This window comes from Pseudomonas sp. A (assembly GCF_056270345.1).
On record NZ_CM149873.1, the window covers coordinates 911257 to 927945 of the forward strand.

Here is a 16689-nt window from a genome sequence, read left to right on the forward strand (position 1 = left end):
TCCCTGCAATGAGTTTGAGCGAAGCGCGTTTCCACGACCTGGTCGATGCGACCCAACAGGCCCTGGAAGACCTGTTCGATGAAAGCGGCATGGACCTGGACATGGAGAACTCCGCCGGCGTTCTCACCGTCAAGTTCGACAACGGCAGCCAGCTGATCTTCAGCCGCCAGGAGCCGCTGCGCCAGCTGTGGCTGGCGGACAAATCCGGCGGCTTCCACTTCGACTACGACGAAGAGAGCGGCAAGTGGGTCTGCGAGAAGAGCGAAGAGCTGCTGGGCGAGATGCTCGAGCGCATCGTCTGGGAGCGCGCCGGCGAGAAGCTGGACTTCGACGAGATCTGAGATGAGCGACCTGCCCCGGCCACCCAAGCCGCTCTACAGCAACGTGAGCCCGGCGGTGCCGTCACCTTGTATCAGCATATGTCGGCTGGATGAGCACAAGGTCTGCACCGGCTGCCACCGCCACGTCGAGCATATCCGCGAGTGGCGCTCGGCCGATGACGAGCGGCGCCGGCAGATCTGTCGTGAGGCGCTGGCCCTGAAATCGCGGGCATCGGCATAGGCACAACGAAGGTGTGGGCTTGAGTATTTGCCCCGCTGTGGTAGTGTCAGGGTCTGCGTCGATGACGCCACAGCATTTCGCAAACCCCGCCCTTGGGCGGGGTTTTGCTTTATCTGCCTGTTGAAAATTGCCTGTTCAAAGGAGTCTGACTGGATCATGAGCACCAAGCCTTCCCTCATCCTCACCCGCTTGGACGTGCAGCGTCTTGAGCGCCTGCTCGACGACCTCGATGAAAGCACCCCGGGTGTGCTCGCCCTGCAGGACGAGCTGGACCGTGCCGAGAATGTGGTGGGTCACGAGGAAGTACCGGCCGGCGTGGTGACCATGAACTCGCGCGTGCACTGCCGCGAGATCGCCAGTGGCAAGGACTATCACCTGACCCTGGTGTACCCGAAGGATGCCGGCCCCGAGGGCAATGTCTCGATCCTCGCGCCAATCGGCTGTGCCTTGTTGGGGTTGTCGGTGGGCGACCAGATCGACTGGCCGGCGCCAGGCGGCAAGACCCTCAGGCTGGAGCTGCTGGCGGTCGAGTACCAGCCGGAGGCGGCAGGGGATTTCGATCTCTGATGCTGCGTAAATGCCCTGTAGGAGCGGCCTTGTGCCGCGAATGGGCTGCGTAGCGGCCCCACCTGCTGTGCCAGGTCATATAGTGCCGGGGCCGCTTCGCGGCCCTTTCGCGGCACGAGGCCGCTCCTATAGAGGGATCGGTGAAGGCAGAGAAAATCAGGGCTCCAGCCGCGCCTGCAGCTGTTCCAGCCCATCGTTGAGCGCCTGCTCCAGCTCGCGCTTGTAGCGCAGGTACAGGCTGGTGGACCCCTGCTCGTCTTCCAGCAGCTCGGACAGGTCGAGGTCGGTGATGTAGCAGCGGTAACGGCCGCTGCTGCGGCGCTGGCCCAGGATCTGCCGGGCGACCACGGCATACAGCTGGTCGCCGTGCTCCAGTTCGGAAAACTCCTGCTGGTCGCAGTAGAGCGTGACATGCACCTCGTCGCCGGTACCCGCCTGGAGGATAGCCTGGACCTCGTAGTGCGCCTGGTTTTGGCTGTCCAGCGGCGTCTGCCGCGGCTCCAGGCTGCGCGCCTTGCCGGTGCCTGAAGGCAGCAGCTGGTAGTAAAGGATGTCCAGCGACGCCAGCGGCAGGCTATCCAGGGGCAGTTGGGCATCGCGGCGCATCAGCATCGATTGCAGGAAACGTTGCAGCGGCAGCAGCAGGTGCTGCTCGTCCTGCAGCGGCAACCGTTGTTGCCAGAGCGCGTTGTGCTCGTCGAGCACGTACAGGTCGGCCCAGCCTTCGAGCAGACGGTAGAACACCTGGATGCAGCCGGGGCGACCCTGGCCCAGGACCAGCGGCAGGTCGTGGTCCTGCAAGGCGTGGGCGTCCAGGTGCAGCGGGCTGTAGCGGATGCGCTCTTCGCCGAGAGCCGCCAGCACCGCATCATGGTCGGCGAGGCTGGCCAGGGTGACTTGCCCGGGCTGCAGGTCGAGGATGTGGGTGTGCTGGGCGACCTGCAGCAGGTAACGGTGATTCAGGCCCTGGTCGAGCAGCAACTGCACGGTGTCGAAGATGTCCTCGACCCGCTGGCTGATGGCCTGGGCGCGGTTGTGGCAGTAGCAGCGCACCCGCACCCGCGGGCGGTGGCTGCGCTGGCCCAGGCTGTTGAGGAAGTCGCGCAGGCAGCGCACCAGCGCATGCTCGCCGTCGTAGCGCTGTACCAGCACCTCGTTCCAGCTGTTGAGGGTGATCTGGTCGAGGGTCAGTACAAGGTTCTCGCGCACCCCGGCGTAGCTCAGCGAGTCGGTGCGCTCGGTGGTCATCAGGATATTCAGGTCGCGGTGATGGCGCAGCGGATCGACCCCGACATTCACCAGCAGCAGGATCTCGTCGGCCACGCTCGGTTGCAGCAGGCGCACCTCGCTGACCGTCTCCAATGGCAGGGGGATGCTTTGCTGCAGGCTGCCGACAAGGTTGAACAGCTCGAACTCGCTGAGGTCGCTGGCGCCAGGGTGCAGGGCCAGGCGTGTGCCGCTGTCGATCACGCCATTGCGATGGGCCCAGGTGAGCAGTTCGAGCAGCTCGCGGCAGCGCTTGATTGGGCTGAAGTGCTCCCACTCGTGCACGCCCAGGTTGCCGTTGTACAGGCCCCAGTGATGGGTGCCGGGCTCCTTGCGGTTGGGCGAGTGGACCAGGGTGAGGGTGTCTTCGGCCAGGTCCGGGGCGATGCCCGGGTTGATCACCTCGATCTTGCCGGCCCGACGCTCGAAGGCGGCATACAGGCGCCGGCCGAGGACGTTGAGGTCGCGCTGGTCGGCGCGGCTGTTGGCGTTCTGCAGGCGGGCGAACTGGGTCAGGAAGCGGTAGCTGTGGTTCAGCTCGGCCACCAGCTCGCGGCGCTCGACCGCCACCTGGCGCACTTTCCACTGGCTGCGGCTGTCGAGCAGCGCCAGCTGGCGCTCGTCCCAGCCCCATTCCTCGGTCAGGCGCCCGAGCAGCTGGCGCTGCCAGCCGCCGCTGCGGGTGCGGCCCAGGTCGCTGAGCTTCTTGTTCACCTTCAGGTACAGGCTGCGCCGCGCCAGCTCCAGGCGTGCCGATTCGCCGCGCTGGCGCAGGTAGCGTTCGATGCGCCGGTAGACCATGACGTAGGGGTCGAGCTCGTCCAGGTCCAGCTGGTTGGCGAACACGGCCTGCTTGTAGTCCAGGCTCAGGCAGCGCACCTGCGGGTGCTCGCTGGCGTAGGCCTCGGTGAGCAGCAGCTTGAGCAGCGACTTGTAGGGCGAGTCGATGCCCTTGAACAGCTGCCATAGCCCGGCGCCGACGAACTCGCCCGACGGGATGTGCGCCAGGTGGCCGAGGTCGAGATCGTCCTGGGCGCGGATGAAGCGCTTGGACAGCAGGGTCTGGGTGTAGTCGCGGTAGTTGTGCTCCTGGTAGACCGGCACCAGCCACCACAGCGGCGTGCGTCCGGCCAGCCAGATGGCGGTGCGGTAGAACTCGTCGAGCAGCAGGTAATGCTGGGTGGTGCCGCAGTCGTCGGAGCTGAGCTGGCTGTCGCGCTCGCCCTGGACGAAGCCGCGAGGCTCGATCAGGAACAGGTGCGCCTCGGCGCCCTGGCTGGCGGCCCAGGCCTCGAGCAGCTGGCATTTGCGCCGCAGGTCGGCCAGGGCCTGCTCGTCCAGGTCGGGTGCATGGCAGACCCACAGGTCCATGTCGCTCTGTTCGGCCTGGGCCAGGGTGCCCAGGCTGCCCATCAGGAACAGGCCGTGAATCGGTTGCGGCGGCTTGCCGTGGCGCGGCTTGTAGGTGAACGAGCGGGTCAGGCGCTGGGCCTCGGCCAGCAGGTCGCTGTCGGGTTCGAAGCCGGACACGCCAGCGGGGGTGGTGCCCGAGACATAACCCGGCAGCAGCGGGTGATTAACGTGAAAGAACAGCGGCAACAGGGTGAGGACCTGCTGCTGGCGCGTGGACAGCCCCTCCATGGCCCGTGCCAGGCGGCCCTGGTTGATCTTCAGGAAACGCGCGCGCAGCTTGGACAGCTCCTTGCGGTCGATGCCTTGGTCGAGATCGGGGCGGATTTCATGGGGGTGGTTCATTGCGCACTCAGGCAGGCAGGGGGAGCACTGGCGAGTTTAGCCTGAGTGGGGCGGTCGGATAAGGGGTTGGTGGCTTTTTGACGTCAGTTTTACAGCGATCCTCTAGGGCTCATCGCGGGGCAAGCCCGCTCCCACGGGGGCGGGCTTGGTGAACTCAGGCAGGCTGCGGAGTTTTAAGCACCCTGAGGAGTAACTGCATACTTTCAGCGGCATCAGTGCCCAGGCTGGTGAGGTAGCCGCCGTCGGGTTGGTCAGTGAGACCTTTGTCGTGCAGGCGCTTGGCTGCGGCGACCAATGCCGGGGAGGCGTCGCTACAAACCTTGATGCCTTCCTGGTGACTGTCCAGGTTGAACTGGGCGAGCACTTCCAGTTCGGCGATCAGTTCGGGGTTGAAGGGCATGGGCTACTCCTGACTTCGAGACAAGGATGGAAGTCAGGAGTGTAGTCAGGTTTATTCGATGTCGCCTTGATCCGCCTCAGGTGGCAGCTCCGGCAGGGCGCGCAGGGCGGTTTCATACCATTCGGTGTTGAACGGGCGGTCTTCGTCGAGCATGGCGTCGATCTCGATGGCCAGCACGTGGGCCATGAGGTTGAGGATGTCCTCGCGCTCGTAGCCGACCAGGCTCAGCTTGTTGAACGTGGCCTTGGCCGCCGGCGGCTCGCCGCTTTCGATCTGGTTCTCGATGGCCTGGGTCAGTGTCGCCTCGGCGAAGTCTTCGTCGTCATTGTCGATGTCGGTGGGCTCGCTCATGGCGTTACTCCTGTGGTGGGGGGCACAGTTTGCCACGCCTGCGCCAGCAATGCCCGGTCATCGACGCCGGGCATGAAGCTGGCCAAGGGTGGGGAAGGGGGCTATAAAAGCCGGGCCAACCCCATACGGCCTTGGAGGCTGTCTCAATGCTCAAGCTTCATGGATTCGCGGTCAGCAACTACTACAACATGGTCAAGCTGGCCTTGCTGGAGAAAGGCGTGCCCTTCGAAGAGGTGCCATTCTTCGGCGGCCAGGCCCCCGAGGCCCTGGCCAAAAGCCCGCGTGGCAAGGTGCCGGCGCTGCAGACCGAGCATGGTTTCATCAGCGAGACCGGGGTGATCCTCGACTACATCGCGCAGACCCAGCCGGGCAAGGCGCTGCTGCCAGCCGATGCCTTCGGCCAGGCCAAGGTCCGCGAGCTGCTGCGGGAGATCGAGCTGTATATCGAGTTGCCGGCGCGTACCTGCTACGCCGAGGCGTTCTTCGGCGCGGCGGTGGAGCCGCTGATCAAGGAGCGGGCGCGGGCGGACCTGCTGGCAGGCTTCGCCACCCTCAAGCGCAATGGACGGTTCCAGCCATACGTGGCCGGGGAGCAGTTGACCATCGCCGACCTGATGTTCTGCTTCTCGGTCGACCTGGCCTGCGCGGTGGGCAAGAAGGTGCTGAACATCGACTTCCTGGCGGATTTCCCGCAGGCGACGGCGTTGCTGGAGAAACTGCGCGAGAACCCGCACATGGCGCGGATCGTGGCGGACAAGGAGGCGGCGATGCCGGCGTTCCTCGAAATGATCAAGAGCAAGCGCTGAGGCCACAAACGATCGCGGGGCAAGTCGCATCGGCGCACCGCCGCTCCCACGAGCCTGAGCGAGGCTGGTGGGAGCGGCGGTGCGCCGATGCGACTTGCCCCGCGATTGTGGTTTAGCGCGAAGCCAGCAGGGCCTTGCCGCGAACCACTGCCGCGCGCACCTGGGCCGGCGCGGTGCCGCCGATGTGGTTGCGGGCGTTGACCGAGCCTTCCAGGGTCAGCACGGCAAACACGTCCTGCTCGATCTGGTCGCTGAACTGGCGCAGCTCGTCCAGGCTCATCTCGGCCAGGTCCTTGCCGGTATCGACGCCGTACTTCACGGCGTGGCCGACGATCTCGTGGCAGTCACGGAACGGCAGGCCGCGGCGCACCAGGTAGTCGGCCAGGTCCGTGGCGGTGGAGAAACCGCGCAGGGCCGCTTCGCGCATGATCGCGTGCTTGGGCTTGATCGCCGGGATCATGTCGGCGAAGGCGCGCAGCGAGTCGCGCAGGGTGTCGGCGGCGTCGAACAACGGCTCCTTATCTTCCTGGTTGTCCTTGTTGTAGGCCAGCGGCTGGCCTTTCATCAGGGTCAGCAGGCCGGTCAGGGCGCCGAACACGCGGCCGCTCTTGCCGCGCACCAGCTCCGGCACGTCCGGGTTCTTCTTCTGCGGCATGATCGAGCTGCCGGTGCAGAAGCGATCGGGCAGGTCGATGAACTGGAACTGGGCGCTGGTCCACAGCACCAGCTCTTCGGAGAAGCGCGACAGGTGCATCATCGCGATGCTCGCCGCCGAGCAGAATTCGATGGCGAAGTCGCGGTCCGAGACGCTGTCCAGCGAGTTGCCGCCCACGGCTTCGAAGCCCAGCAGCTTGCAGGTCAGTTCGCGGTCGATCGGGTAGGTGGTGCCGGCCAGCGCGGCGCTGCCCAGGGGCATGCGGTTGGCGCGCTTGCGGCAATCCACCAGGCGCTCGTAGTCGCGGCTGAGCATCTCGAACCAGGCCAGCAGGTGGTGGCCGAAAGTCACCGGCTGCGCGGTCTGCAGGTGGGTGAAGCCGGGCATGATGGTCTCGGCCTCGCGTTCGGCCTGCTCCAGCAGGCCCTGCTGCAGGCGGGTGATCTCGGCCAGGATCAGGTCGATCTCGTCGCGCAGCCACAGGCGGATGTCGGTGGCCACCTGGTCGTTGCGGCTGCGGCCGGTGTGCAGCTTCTTGCCGGTGATGCCAATGCGGTCGGTCAGGCGCGCTTCGATGTTCATGTGCACGTCTTCGAGGTCGACGCGCCAGTCGAAGGTGCCGGCCTCGATTTCGCCCTGGATGGTCTTCAGGCCATCGATGATGGTGTCGCGCTCGGCATCGCTGAGGACGCCGACCTGCGCCAGCATGGTGGCGTGGGCGATCGAACCCATGATGTCGTGGCGGTACAGGCGCTTGTCGAAATCGACCGAGGCGGTGAAGCGGGCGACGAAGGCGTCGACGGGCTCACTGAAGCGGCCGCCCCAGGACTGATTGGTCTTGTCGGTGCTCATGGATTCACTCGTTGAAGGCGTGAACGGAAAAAGTGTCGCGATCATAGCAGGGTTGCGCCCGCCGCCGCAGGGCGCTGGTCGCGAGAATCGTCCGGTTACAAGGGGGTGCGGCATATTCAACGATTGAACGGCAGTGTTCCACGGAGCGTCTACAGTTGGACAAAGGACTGGCGGTGAATCTGCCAGACCAGTGAATCTTTGGCCTTCGCACCGGTCTGTAGCGTGACCGCGTTTCGGTCGCCCCACACTTGTCTACGCTATACCCGTGCGAGACTCACTCAGGAATCCAGCGCAATTATGAATGTCCTGATCGTTGATGATGAACCCCTGGGCCGCGAGCGCCTGAGCCGGCTGCTTGGCGAGCTGGAGGGTTACACCGTGATGGAGCCCAGCGCCACCAACGGCGAGGAGGCCCTGACCCTGATCGAAAGCCTCAAGCCCGATGTGGTGCTGCTGGATATCGGCATGCCGGGCCTCGATGGCCTGCAGGTCGCCGCCCGGCTGTGCGAGCGCGAGTCGCCGCCGGCGGTGGTGTTCTGCACCGGCGACGATGAATACGGCAGCGAAGCCTTCAGGGACAGCACCCTGAGCCATGTCGAGAAGCCCATCCAGCCGCAGGCCCTGCGCGACGCCCTGCGCCGGGCGGAAAAACCCAACCGTGCCCAGCTGGCGGCGCTGACCCGCCCGGCCGGCGAGGCCGGTGGCGGCCCGCGCAGCCATATCAGTGCCCGTACCCGCAAAGGCATCGAGTTGATCCCCATTCCCCAGGTCATCTACTTCATCGCCGACCACAAGTACGTCACCCTGCGCCATGAGGCGGGCGAGGTACTGCTCGATGAACCGCTCAAGGCCCTGGAGGACGAGTTTGGCGAGCGTTTCGTGCGCATCCACCGCAACGCGCTGGTCGCCCGTGAGCGCATCGAGCGCCTGCAGCGCACGCCGCTGGGGCATTTCCAGCTCTATCTCAAGGGCCTGGAAGGCGACGCCCTGACCGTCAGCCGCCGCCATGTGGCGGGGGTGCGCAAGATGATGCAGAGCCTGCACTGAAAGGCCTCAGGGAACGTGGGAGCGGGCTTGCCCCGCGATAGCAGTGCAAGATCCGCCATCGCAATCGCGGGCCAAGCCCGCTCCCACGCAAATCGCGACCAGTATCGACTGTGCAGGGAGCGTGATTGCTGATCTGAATCTGCGGGCACAACCGGAGGAGCTGTTATCATCGGCGGTATTTCTCTGGATCGGTGCGTTTCATGTCCACTCGCGAAATCCGCATTGCCACCCGTAAAAGTGCCTTGGCCCTGTGGCAGGCCGAATACGTCAAAGCCCGCCTGGAACAGGCGCATCCCGGCCTTCTGGTGACCCTGGTGCCAATGGTCAGCCGCGGCGACAAGCTGCTCGACGCGCCGCTGGCGAAGATCGGCGGCAAGGGCCTGTTCGTCAAGGAGCTGGAAACCGCCCTGCTCGACAACGAGGCCGATATCGCCGTGCACTCGATGAAGGATGTCCCCATGGACTTCCCCGAGGGCCTGGGCCTGTACTGCATCTGCGAGCGTGAAGACCCGCGCGACGCCTTCGTTTCCAACAACTTCGCCAGTCTTGAGGCCTTGCCGGCCGGCAGCATCGTCGGCACTTCCAGCCTGCGCCGCCAAGCCCAGTTGCTGGCGCGCCGGCCCGACCTCGAAATCCGCTTCCTGCGCGGCAACGTCAACACCCGCCTGGCTAAGCTCGATGCCGGCGAGTACGACGCCATCATCCTCGCCGCCGCCGGCCTGATCCGCCTCGGCTTCGAGGACCGCATCACTGCCTCCATCAGCGTCGATGACAGCCTGCCGGCGGGCGGCCAGGGCGCGGTGGGCATCGAATGCCGCAGCGCCGACGCCGAGATTCATGCCTTGCTGGCGCCGTTGCACCATGCCGACACCGCCGACCGGGTGGTGGCCGAGCGTGCCCTGAACAAGCGCCTCAATGGCGGCTGCCAGGTGCCGATCGCCTGCTACGCGGTGCTCGAAGGCGAGCAGCTGTGGCTGCGCGGCCTGGTCGGGCAGCCCTCCGGCGGCATCTTGCTGGTGGCCGAGGCCCGGGCGCCGCGTGCCGATGCCGAGCGCCTGGGCGTGCAGGTCGCCGAAGACCTGCTCGGGCAGGGCGCCGAGGCGATCCTCAAGGAAGTCTACGGCGAGGCCGGCCACCCGTGAGCCCCTGGCGCCTGCTGCTGACCCGGCCTGAAGAGGACTGTGCGGCGCTGGCGCAGACCCTGGCCGACGCGGGCATCGCCAGCGCCAGCCTGCCGTTGCTGGTGATCGAGGCGATTGCTCCAGGCCCTGAGCAGGTGCAGCGCCTGCGGGCGATCGGCGAGGCCCGGGCCATCATCGTGGTCAGCAAGCCGGCGGCCCGCCTGCTGTTGGAGCAGCTCGCCGAGGCAGGGGTGACGCCGCCGTCCGCCGGTTGGTTCACGGTGGGCGAGGCGACGGCGCGGATCCTTCAGGAGCACCGGTTGCAGGTGGCCTTTCCGGCGGCCGGCGATGACAGCGAAGCCTTGCTCGCACTGCCCGCCCTGCGCGAGGCTATGGCCGTGCCGGCACCCCGCGTCCTTATCGTTCGCGGTGTCGGAGGTCGTGAACTGCTGGCCGAGCGTCTTGCCGAGCAAGGTGCTAGTGTCGATTATCTGGAATTGTATCGCCGCTGCCTGCCGCACTACCCCGCCACGACCCTCGCCCAGCGCATCGATGGGGAACGCCTCAATGGCCTGGTGGTCAGCAGTGGGCAGGGTCTGGAACACTTGCATCGATTGGCAGGTGCGGATTGGCCGCGGTTTTCCCGCTTGCCGCTGTTCGTGCCCAGCCCCCGGGTGGCCGAGCAGGCCCGTGCACTCGGGGCAAAAGACATTGTGGATTGCCGTGGCGCCAGCGCCGCGGCCTTGCTGGCAGCCGTGCAGCGAAGCGCTGCGCCTGCCTCTTAAGGCGCTAAGCTAGAGAGCGATGCGCCACCATGCAAAGGATGGATACGTGAGCGAAACTGTCTTGTCCAACACCGAACAGCCCTCGGCGCCAGAAGCGTCGCAATCCGTCACCGCCAAGCCCGCCCGACGCTCCGGCAACGGCTTGGCGCTACTGGCCCTGCTGCTGGGCGCCGCCGGCGTCGCGGTTGGCGGCTGGGGCGCCTGGCAGGTCCGCCAGCTGCAAGGCAGCGAGCATGACCAGGGCGAACACCTGCAAGCGCTCAATCAGCGTGCCGACGCGCTGCAGCAGCGTGAGCAGCAGCTCAGTGCGCAGCTGGGCAGCCTGCCGGCGGCCAGTGAGCTGGAAGACCGCCGGCGCCTGGTGGCGCAACTGCAGGGCGACCAGCAACGCCTTAGCCAGCGCCTGGAGACCGTGCTCGGGGAGAGCCGCAAGGAGTGGCGCCTGGCCGAGGCCGAGCACCTGCTGCGCCTGGCCACCCTGCGCCTGTCGGCGTTGCAGGACATCACCAGCGCCAAGGCGCTGGTCGAAGGTGCCGATGAGATCCTTCGCGAGCAGAGCGATCCCGGCGCCTTCGCCGCCCGCGAACAGTTGGCCCGCAGCCTGGCGACGCTATCCGGCACCGAGCAGCCGGATCGCACCGGGCTGTTCCTCAAGCTCGCCGCGCAACGCGAGCTGGTGCAGCAGCTCAGTGCCCAGTCGCCGGAATTCGACAGCAAGGCCGACGCCATGGGCGCGCTGACCGCCGATGGCGATGGCGCCAGCCGCTGGTCACAGTGGTGGGCCGAGATCTCCAAGTACTTCCAGATCGAGTTCAATGCCGACGACAACGTGCGCCCGTTGCTGTCCGGGCAGTCGCTCAACCAGCTGCGCCTGGCCCTGAGCCTGACCATCGAGCAGGCGCAATGGGCGGCGCTCAACGGCGAGGCCAAGGTCTATGCCCAGGCCCTGGACGATGCGCGCAGCGTGTTGTTGGCCAACTTCAACCCGGACAACCCGCAAAGCAAGGCGATGCTCGACAACCTCAACCAGCTGGCCGAACAGCCGGTGTCGGTGGTCACGCCTGACCTGAGCGAGAGCCTGGCCGCAGTGCAGGCCTATATCCAGCGTCGCCACCTGCCGGCTGCCGCCGAAGGGGCCAAGCCATGAAGCGTGTCTACCTGCTGGCGGTATTGGCGATTGTCGTCGCCGCGGCGCTGGGCATCGCGATCGCCAAGCACAGTGGCTACGTACTGATCGCCTACGGCAGCTTCCGCTACCAGTCGGGACTGTGGGCGGCGCTCGGCGCGTTGGTCGGTATCATCCTGCTGCTGTTGCTGGTGCGTTACCTGGTCGGGCTGGTGCTGACTTCGTCCGGGGTGGTCAACCCGTGGTCGCGACGCAATCGCAGCCGCCGCACCCGTATCGCTGTCGAGCAAGGCCAGCTGGACCTGGCCGAGGGGCGCTGGGCGAGTGCCCAGCGGCACTTGCAGCGTGCTGCCGAGTCCGACCGCCAGCCGCTGCTCTACTACCTCGGCGCCGCGCGTGCCGCCAACGAACAGGGACGGGTCGAGGAACGCGACAATCTGCTCGAACGCGCCCTGGAACGCCAGCCCCAGGCCGAGCTCGCCGTCGCCCTGACCCATGCCCAATTGCAGATGGACCGGGGCGAGAGCGAGGGTGCCCTGGAGGCCCTGCAGGCGATGCAGGAGCGTCATCCGCACAACGCCCAGGTGCTGCGCCTGTTGCAGCGCCTGCATCTGGAGAGGGGCGACTGGCCGGCGTTGATCCGCCTGCTGCCGGACCTGCGCAAGCACAAGGTGTTGCCTGCGGCGGAACTGGCTGACCTGGAGCAGCGCGCCTGGGGCCAGAACCTGGGCCTCGCGGCGGCCCGTGGCGAGGATCCGCAGACGGCACGCCAGGCGCTCGAGCGCGCCTGGCAGCAGCTGACCAATGCCCAGCGCCAGGAACCGCAACTGGTGTCGGCCTACGCCGAGCAACTGCGTCAGGTCGGTGCCCAGGGCGAGGCCGAACAGGTGCTTCGCGGCGCGCTCAAGCGCGGCTACGAAAGCCATCTGGCGCGCCTTTACGGGCTGGTGCGCGGCGACGATCCGGCGCGCCAGCTGCAGACGGCCGAAGGCTGGCTGAAGGAGCATCCGCAGGATCCTAGCCTGCTGCTCACCCTCGGCCGGCTGAGCCTGCAGAACCGCTTGTGGGGCAAGGCGCGGGACTATCTGGAAAGCAGTCTGCGCCTGGAGCGTAATCCGGAAACCTGCGCCGAGCTGGCACGCTTGCTGGCCGGTCTCGGCGAGACCGAGCGCAGCAATCAGCTGTTCCAGGAGGGCCTGGGGCTGCTGGATGAGCGCCTGCTGGCGTTGCCACTGCCGGAGGGGGTTCGGGCCTGAGACCCAACCCTTTCAAGGTGTTGAGAAGGGGCGTTCGACTTGGACTCGCCGGGGTCGCTTTGCGACCCTTTCGCGGCACAAGGCCGCTCCTACAGGTGATCGCGCCATCCTGTAGGAGCGGCCTTGTGCCGCGAATGGGCTGCAAAGCAGCCCCGGCAATATTGAATTGAAGCGGCCATATCCGAAAAATCGCAAAGACCTTGAAAGGGATGGACCTGTCGCGCATCGCGGGCATACCTGCTTGTGCCGGTGCGATGTTTTGCCAGCGGCGCGTTGCATTATCTGATGAGCGATGACTCAAGACGCCCCCTGCGTAGAGGGCGTCGAATCGTCCTTCGTCCGCGTCGGAATATTCCCACGTTCCGCGAAAATGATTCCCTAGCCATTCAGCGACTTGTCTGCACTGTAGCGCCTTGATACAAAGCGCCCCTTTCCTCTACCGTTTCACACCACTTCCTTCATTTTCGGATCACTTCTGCCCATGTCGCTGGCCTGCTTGCGCAGCTCGTTCCTTCCCGCCTTCCTGGCCGCCGTGGCGGTGCTGGTCGCATCGTTTCGTCTCGAAAACGTGGTCGGCCTGGACCCCTGCGCGTTGTGTTTCAGCCAGCGCCTGATGCTGGGCTGTTTTGCGCTGGCCTGCCTGGTTGCCATGTTCCACGCTGGCGGCCGCCGCTGGCCTGCCTGGCTGGCGCTGCTGTTCGCGTTGGCTGGCGCCTTGCTGGCCGGGCGGCATGTCTGGCTGCAGGCCGAGCCGCTGCCCGCCAGTGGTTGCCACCTGCCCCTGGCGCATGTGGTCGAACGCCCGTGGAGCGAGATCCTGCAGGTGTTCCTGCTGGGCAGCCCGGACTGCGTGTCGGTCAACTGGAGCTTCCTCGACCTGACCCTGCCGGAATGGAGCCTGCTGGCGTTCCTGTTGCTGGCGGCGGTGCCGTTGTCGTGGCTGGTGCTGTATCGATTGCGCCAGGACGCGGCGGGTTGATCCACGGCAATGCACCTGGGATTGCGCGACCAGCGGTGGCCGACGGCGGGATTAAACGCTTGTATGAACTTAGTCTGCTGCGTACCTTGAAGGGCAGGTCGCACGGGAATAATCTCCCAGCACGCTTACCGAAAATACAACTGCTCGATGCCGTTTGCTGACGTCACCTTTGTGCCACGGTGTTGTGTCGCGAGGTGCAGCGGCATCTACCCAGAAGGGAAGAGATCGCCATGCTCGATAGTTGCCAGAACGCCCAGGAACGCTGGGGCGGTGTTCACAAGCTGATCGATCGTTGGCTGGAGGAGCGCCAGGAGTTGGTGCATGCCTTCCGCGCCTTGCGCGATGCCAAGCCGGCCTTTGCCGACAAGGACAAGAACCGCGATTTTTGCGCGCTCCTGGTCGACTATGTCTCGGCCTGGCACTTCGAAGTCAGCGAGCAGCTGGTCAGCGAAGCCAAGGCCTTTGGCGATACCAAGGCCCTGGAGCTTGCCACACAGATCAACCCGCGTATCGATGACAGCACCCAGATCGCGCTGGCTTTCAATGACCATTGCGAGAAGGGCGAGTGCACCGACCCCGAGCGCTTCGCGGACAAGCTGGGCAAGCTGGGCGGCCTGTTGCGAGAACGCTTCGAGCTGGAGGACTGCCTCATCGAAGTGCTGCATACCGCGCACAAGGAAGAGGACGCGCTGCAGGCCTGATTCAGTTGGCCACGTCCAGCAGTTCGATCTCGAACACCAGTGGGGTATAGGGTGCGATCAGGTCACCCGCACCGTCGGCGCCATAAGCTTGCGCCGACGGGATCACCAGGCGCCATTTCGCCCCCGCCTTCATCCGTGGCAGTGCCACCTGCCAGCCCTCGATCACCGAGTCCAGCTTGAACCATTGCGGTTGCAGGTTCTGGTCGAACACCGTGCCATCCGGCAGTTTCCCCACATAGCGCACCTGCACGCGACCGCTGGCCTTGGGTTGCGCGCCGCTGCCGCTGGCCAGTTCGCTGTAGAGGATGCCCTCGGGCAGCTCGCGTACCCCGGCCTTGGCCCGCTCGCCGGCAATGAAGCGTTTCTCCGCTTCCACCAGCTTGTCCACCTGGGCCTGTTCGGCGGCGGCGTTGGCTTGCGTCTCGTGCTGCTCGAGGATGGCCTGCATGCGTGACTTGGCAATGCGTGGCGGCTGGCCCTGGTAGGCCTGGCGCAGGCCTTCGACCAGGGCGTCGAGCTGCAGGCCGGGGACTTCCTGGCGCAGGCGCTCGCCCAGGCTGGCACCAAGGCTGTAGGCCAGGTCGCTGTCGTTGGCGGGGGCGGTTTCGGCGTTGGCCAGGGAGAGCGGCATCACCAGGCACAGGCTCAGAATCAGATAACGAGGCATGGACGGTTCCTGCGGTAAAGAGCGCAAAGTATGCCAGCGTTGTTGGGCGAAGATGTGTAAATATCGGCAGTGCACTAATGGGCAACTACACTTGTTTCCAGCTGCAAGACAACAACTTTGCCCAGGCATGCAACGCGGCGCTACTGAGACTGTCAACATGCCCTAGCGGCGGTAGCAGCAGAAGCATAGTATGAGCCGCACTCTCGTCAGCCAGGAGGTAAACCATGTCGGCCAAGAAGAAAGCAGTCAGTACGCCGTTGCACCTGCTCCAGCAACTTTCGGGTAGCTTGCTCGAACATTTGGAAGATGCCTGCTCCCAAGCGCTGGCGGATGCCGAGAAACTGTTGGCCAAGTTGGAAAAACAACGTGGCAAGGCCCAGGAGAAACTGCATAACGCTCGCCTGAAGTTGCAGGACGCCGCCAAGGCCGGTAAAGCCAAGGCTCAGGGCAAGGCGCAAAAAGCCGCGGGTGAACTTGAACACTTGCTCGATTCGCTCAAGGATCGCCAGGCCCAGACCCGAACTTACATCCAGCAACTCAAGCGTGATGCCCAGGAAAGCCTGAAACTGGCCCAGGGTGTTGGCAAAGTGCGTGAGGCGGCCGCCAAGGCCCTGGACTCGCGTACTGCGGCACCGAAAGCGGCCGCGAAACCTGCTGCCAAACCAGCGGCCAAGCCTGCTGCGGCCAAGGCCCCGGCGAGGACTGCAGCCGCGAAACCTGCCGCCAAGCCAGCGGCCAAACCGGCTGCTGCCAAGGCTCCCGCGAAGACCGCTGCAGCGAAACCTGCCGCCAAGCCAGCGGCCAAGCCTGCTGCTGCCAAGGCACCGGCGAAGACCGCCGCCGCGAAACCTGCGGCCAAGCCAGCGGCCAAGCCTGCTGCCGCCAAGGCACCGGCGAAGACCGCCGCCGCGAAACCTGCCGCCAAGCCAGCGGCCAAGCCTGCTACTGCCAAGGCCCCGGCGAAGACCGCCGCCGCGAAACCTGCTGCCAAGCCAGCGGCCAAACCAGCTGCTGCCAAGGCACCGGCAAAGACCGCTGCAGCGAAACCAGCAGCCAAACCAGCGGCCAAGCCTGCTGCCGCCAAGGCCCCGGCCAAGCCAGTAGCGGCCAAACCTGCAGCCAAGCCAGCAGCCAAACCGGCCGCTGCCAAAGCTCCGGCCAAGTCTGTAGCCAGCAAGCCAGCCGAAAGCAAGCCAGCCACGCCGACCGCCAGCGCCACCCCGACGCCTGCGACCAGCGCGGCCACGCCTGCGGCAACCGCCACACCGGCTCAGTCGCCGACTTCGGCGTCCTGAAGCTCACGGGCCGCGGCGCGCAGCTGATGCAGTGCGTCGTGGTCCCGGGCCTGGTCCGGCGCCAGCCGGGTCAGCCAGTCCTGCGCGGCGCCCGCTTGCGCAGGCCACTCGTGCGCCAACGCCTCCAGACGCTCCAGCAAGGTGCGTTCAGCCTGCAACTCCAGCGCCTTCACCTGCTCACGCATCACGCTCAGTTGCGGGTCGGCCAGCGCCTGCTCGCGCCATTGCCGGCGTAGCGCGCGCAGCGGCGTCACCACATCGCGTTGCCAGGGGCCGGCCAGGGCCTGCAGGGCGGCGATCCGCTGTTCATCGGCGGCCACGCCGCGGGCCTGCAGCCAGGTGCCGCAGAGCAGCAGGCAGACATCGCCACCCAGTTCCTGGAGGGCCAGGCTGGCAGCCTCGACGCCTGGCCGGGCATACAAGGCCAGGGCGTGATTCCACAGGTCGGTGTGCATGGTTTCACTCGCGCCAGTGATCGGCGAAGCTGGTAGACTCCGCG

The 16689-nt window shown here is 66.0% G+C and carries 18 protein-coding genes; 12 read left to right on the forward strand and 6 right to left on the reverse strand.

Going from position 1 to position 16689, the window contains the following annotated elements:
* The first annotated feature begins 8 nt into the window (after positions 1-8).
* From cyaY to rnk, 3 genes are all read left to right on the forward strand, one after another.
* Entirely contained in the window at positions 9-341 is a 333-nt protein-coding gene (cyaY, locus tag AC0MAZ_RS04130) for an iron donor protein CyaY (protein WP_028688616.1), read from the forward strand.
* A 1-nt stretch (position 342) separates the two neighbouring features.
* On the forward strand, positions 343-561 hold the full coding sequence (locus AC0MAZ_RS04135) for a DUF1289 domain-containing protein (protein ID WP_234561869.1): 219 nt from the start codon (positions 343-345) through the stop codon (positions 559-561).
* Between the two features lie 156 nt (positions 562-717).
* The gene (gene rnk / locus AC0MAZ_RS04140) at positions 718-1128 is read left to right on the forward strand and encodes a nucleoside diphosphate kinase regulator (protein ID WP_234561867.1); all 411 of its coding nucleotides are present in this window, start codon (positions 718-720) and stop codon (positions 1126-1128) included.
* Between the two features lie 156 nt (positions 1129-1284).
* Here rnk and AC0MAZ_RS04145 read toward each other — a convergent pair whose 3' ends face one another.
* The 3 genes from AC0MAZ_RS04145 to AC0MAZ_RS04155 all read right to left on the reverse strand — a co-directional run bounded on the left by AC0MAZ_RS04145 (position 1285) and on the right by AC0MAZ_RS04155 (position 4900).
* A complete protein-coding gene (locus AC0MAZ_RS04145) occupies positions 1285-4149 on the reverse strand; it encodes a class I adenylate cyclase (RefSeq protein ID WP_234561865.1) in 2865 nt (954 codons plus the stop codon).
* 154 nt (positions 4150-4303) lie between these two features.
* A complete protein-coding gene (locus tag AC0MAZ_RS04150; protein WP_050703275.1) occupies positions 4304-4549 on the reverse strand; it encodes a TIGR02647 family protein in 246 nt (81 codons plus the stop codon).
* A gap of 51 nt (positions 4550-4600) precedes the next feature.
* On the reverse strand, positions 4601-4900 hold the full coding sequence (locus tag AC0MAZ_RS04155) for a hypothetical protein (protein ID WP_203648973.1): 300 nt from the start codon (positions 4898-4900) through the stop codon (positions 4601-4603).
* A 146-nt stretch (positions 4901-5046) separates the two neighbouring features.
* Here AC0MAZ_RS04155 and AC0MAZ_RS04160 point away from each other — a divergent pair, with 146 nt between their 5' ends.
* Complete coding sequence (locus tag AC0MAZ_RS04160) at positions 5047-5706, forward strand: glutathione S-transferase (protein ID WP_475860296.1); 660 nt, start codon at positions 5047-5049, stop codon at positions 5704-5706.
* Positions 5707-5818: 112 nt separating this feature from the next.
* Here the strand turns inward: AC0MAZ_RS04160 and argH are convergent, their stop codons facing one another.
* Positions 5819-7213, reverse strand: coding sequence for an argininosuccinate lyase (gene argH, locus AC0MAZ_RS04165; RefSeq protein WP_232854793.1), 1395 nt, complete (start codon positions 7211-7213; stop codon positions 5819-5821).
* Between the two features lie 297 nt (positions 7214-7510).
* On the opposite strand from argH, the gene AC0MAZ_RS04170 reads away from it, so the two are divergent.
* The 7 genes from AC0MAZ_RS04170 to AC0MAZ_RS04200 all read left to right on the forward strand — a co-directional run bounded on the left by AC0MAZ_RS04170 (position 7511) and on the right by AC0MAZ_RS04200 (position 14228).
* Entirely contained in the window at positions 7511-8260 is a 750-nt protein-coding gene (locus tag AC0MAZ_RS04170) for a LytR/AlgR family response regulator transcription factor (RefSeq protein ID WP_234562473.1), read from the forward strand.
* Positions 8261-8460: 200 nt separating this feature from the next.
* The gene (hemC, locus tag AC0MAZ_RS04175; protein ID WP_232854795.1) at positions 8461-9402 is read left to right on the forward strand and encodes a hydroxymethylbilane synthase; all 942 of its coding nucleotides are present in this window, start codon (positions 8461-8463) and stop codon (positions 9400-9402) included.
* Entirely contained in the window at positions 9399-10166 is a 768-nt protein-coding gene (locus AC0MAZ_RS04180) for a uroporphyrinogen-III synthase (RefSeq protein ID WP_232854796.1), read from the forward strand. Before hemC ends, AC0MAZ_RS04180 begins: the two co-directional genes overlap by 4 nt.
* Positions 10167-10212: 46 nt before the next feature.
* Positions 10213-11313: a uroporphyrinogen-III C-methyltransferase gene (locus AC0MAZ_RS04185; RefSeq protein WP_232854797.1), complete on the forward strand. Its 1101-nt coding sequence runs from the start codon at positions 10213-10215 to the stop codon at positions 11311-11313.
* Positions 11310-12548, forward strand: a complete 1239-nt coding sequence (locus AC0MAZ_RS04190) for a heme biosynthesis protein HemY (RefSeq protein WP_232854798.1) — start codon at positions 11310-11312, stop codon at positions 12546-12548. Before AC0MAZ_RS04185 ends, AC0MAZ_RS04190 begins: the two co-directional genes overlap by 4 nt.
* Positions 12549-13029: 481 nt before the next feature.
* The gene (locus AC0MAZ_RS04195; RefSeq protein ID WP_475860298.1) at positions 13030-13527 is read left to right on the forward strand and encodes a disulfide bond formation protein B; all 498 of its coding nucleotides are present in this window, start codon (positions 13030-13032) and stop codon (positions 13525-13527) included.
* A 230-nt stretch (positions 13528-13757) separates the two neighbouring features.
* Positions 13758-14228 carry an Rsd/AlgQ family anti-sigma factor gene (locus AC0MAZ_RS04200; RefSeq protein ID WP_050703285.1) on the forward strand — a complete coding sequence of 157 codons (471 nt, stop codon included), beginning with the start codon at positions 13758-13760 and terminating at the stop codon, positions 14226-14228.
* 1 nt (position 14229) lies between these two features.
* On the opposite strand, the gene AC0MAZ_RS04205 is transcribed toward AC0MAZ_RS04200, so the two are convergent.
* The gene (locus AC0MAZ_RS04205) at positions 14230-14895 is read right to left on the reverse strand and encodes an FKBP-type peptidyl-prolyl cis-trans isomerase (protein WP_475860301.1); all 666 of its coding nucleotides are present in this window, start codon (positions 14893-14895) and stop codon (positions 14230-14232) included.
* 224 nt (positions 14896-15119) lie between these two features.
* Between AC0MAZ_RS04205 and AC0MAZ_RS04210 the strand changes: the two genes are divergently transcribed.
* On the forward strand, positions 15120-16190 hold the full coding sequence (locus AC0MAZ_RS04210) for an AlgP family protein (RefSeq protein WP_475860302.1): 1071 nt from the start codon (positions 15120-15122) through the stop codon (positions 16188-16190).
* On the opposite strand, the gene AC0MAZ_RS04215 is transcribed toward AC0MAZ_RS04210, so the two are convergent.
* Entirely contained in the window at positions 16166-16645 is a 480-nt protein-coding gene (locus AC0MAZ_RS04215; protein ID WP_203648936.1) for a TIGR02444 family protein, read from the reverse strand. The genes AC0MAZ_RS04210 and AC0MAZ_RS04215 overlap by 25 nt on opposite strands.
* Positions 16646-16689: the final 44 nt, after the last annotated feature.

Coding starts and splice junctions, on each gene's coding strand:
- AC0MAZ_RS04170 (WP_234562473.1), top strand. CDS start 7,511: ATGAATGTCCTGATCGTTGATGATGAACCCCTGGGCCGCGAGCGCCTG.
- AC0MAZ_RS04145 (WP_234561865.1), bottom strand. CDS start 4,149: ATGAACCACCCCCATGAAATCCGCCCCGATCTCGACCAAGGCATCGAC.
- AC0MAZ_RS04190 (WP_232854798.1), top strand. CDS start 11,310: ATGAAGCGTGTCTACCTGCTGGCGGTATTGGCGATTGTCGTCGCCGCG.
- AC0MAZ_RS04210 (WP_475860302.1), top strand. CDS start 15,120: ATGTCGGCCAAGAAGAAAGCAGTCAGTACGCCGTTGCACCTGCTCCAG.
- argH (WP_232854793.1), bottom strand. CDS start 7,213: ATGAGCACCGACAAGACCAATCAGTCCTGGGGCGGCCGCTTCAGTGAG.
- AC0MAZ_RS04155 (WP_203648973.1), bottom strand. CDS start 4,900: ATGAGCGAGCCCACCGACATCGACAATGACGACGAAGACTTCGCCGAG.
- AC0MAZ_RS04150 (WP_050703275.1), bottom strand. CDS start 4,549: ATGCCCTTCAACCCCGAACTGATCGCCGAACTGGAAGTGCTCGCCCAG.
- hemC (WP_232854795.1), top strand. CDS start 8,461: ATGTCCACTCGCGAAATCCGCATTGCCACCCGTAAAAGTGCCTTGGCC.
- rnk (WP_234561867.1), top strand. CDS start 718: ATGAGCACCAAGCCTTCCCTCATCCTCACCCGCTTGGACGTGCAGCGT.
- AC0MAZ_RS04135 (WP_234561869.1), top strand. CDS start 343: ATGAGCGACCTGCCCCGGCCACCCAAGCCGCTCTACAGCAACGTGAGC.
- cyaY (WP_028688616.1), top strand. CDS start 9: ATGAGTTTGAGCGAAGCGCGTTTCCACGACCTGGTCGATGCGACCCAA.
- AC0MAZ_RS04200 (WP_050703285.1), top strand. CDS start 13,758: ATGCTCGATAGTTGCCAGAACGCCCAGGAACGCTGGGGCGGTGTTCAC.
- AC0MAZ_RS04205 (WP_475860301.1), bottom strand. CDS start 14,895: ATGCCTCGTTATCTGATTCTGAGCCTGTGCCTGGTGATGCCGCTCTCC.
- AC0MAZ_RS04195 (WP_475860298.1), top strand. CDS start 13,030: ATGTCGCTGGCCTGCTTGCGCAGCTCGTTCCTTCCCGCCTTCCTGGCC.
- AC0MAZ_RS04160 (WP_475860296.1), top strand. CDS start 5,047: ATGCTCAAGCTTCATGGATTCGCGGTCAGCAACTACTACAACATGGTC.
- AC0MAZ_RS04215 (WP_203648936.1), bottom strand. CDS start 16,645: ATGCACACCGACCTGTGGAATCACGCCCTGGCCTTGTATGCCCGGCCA.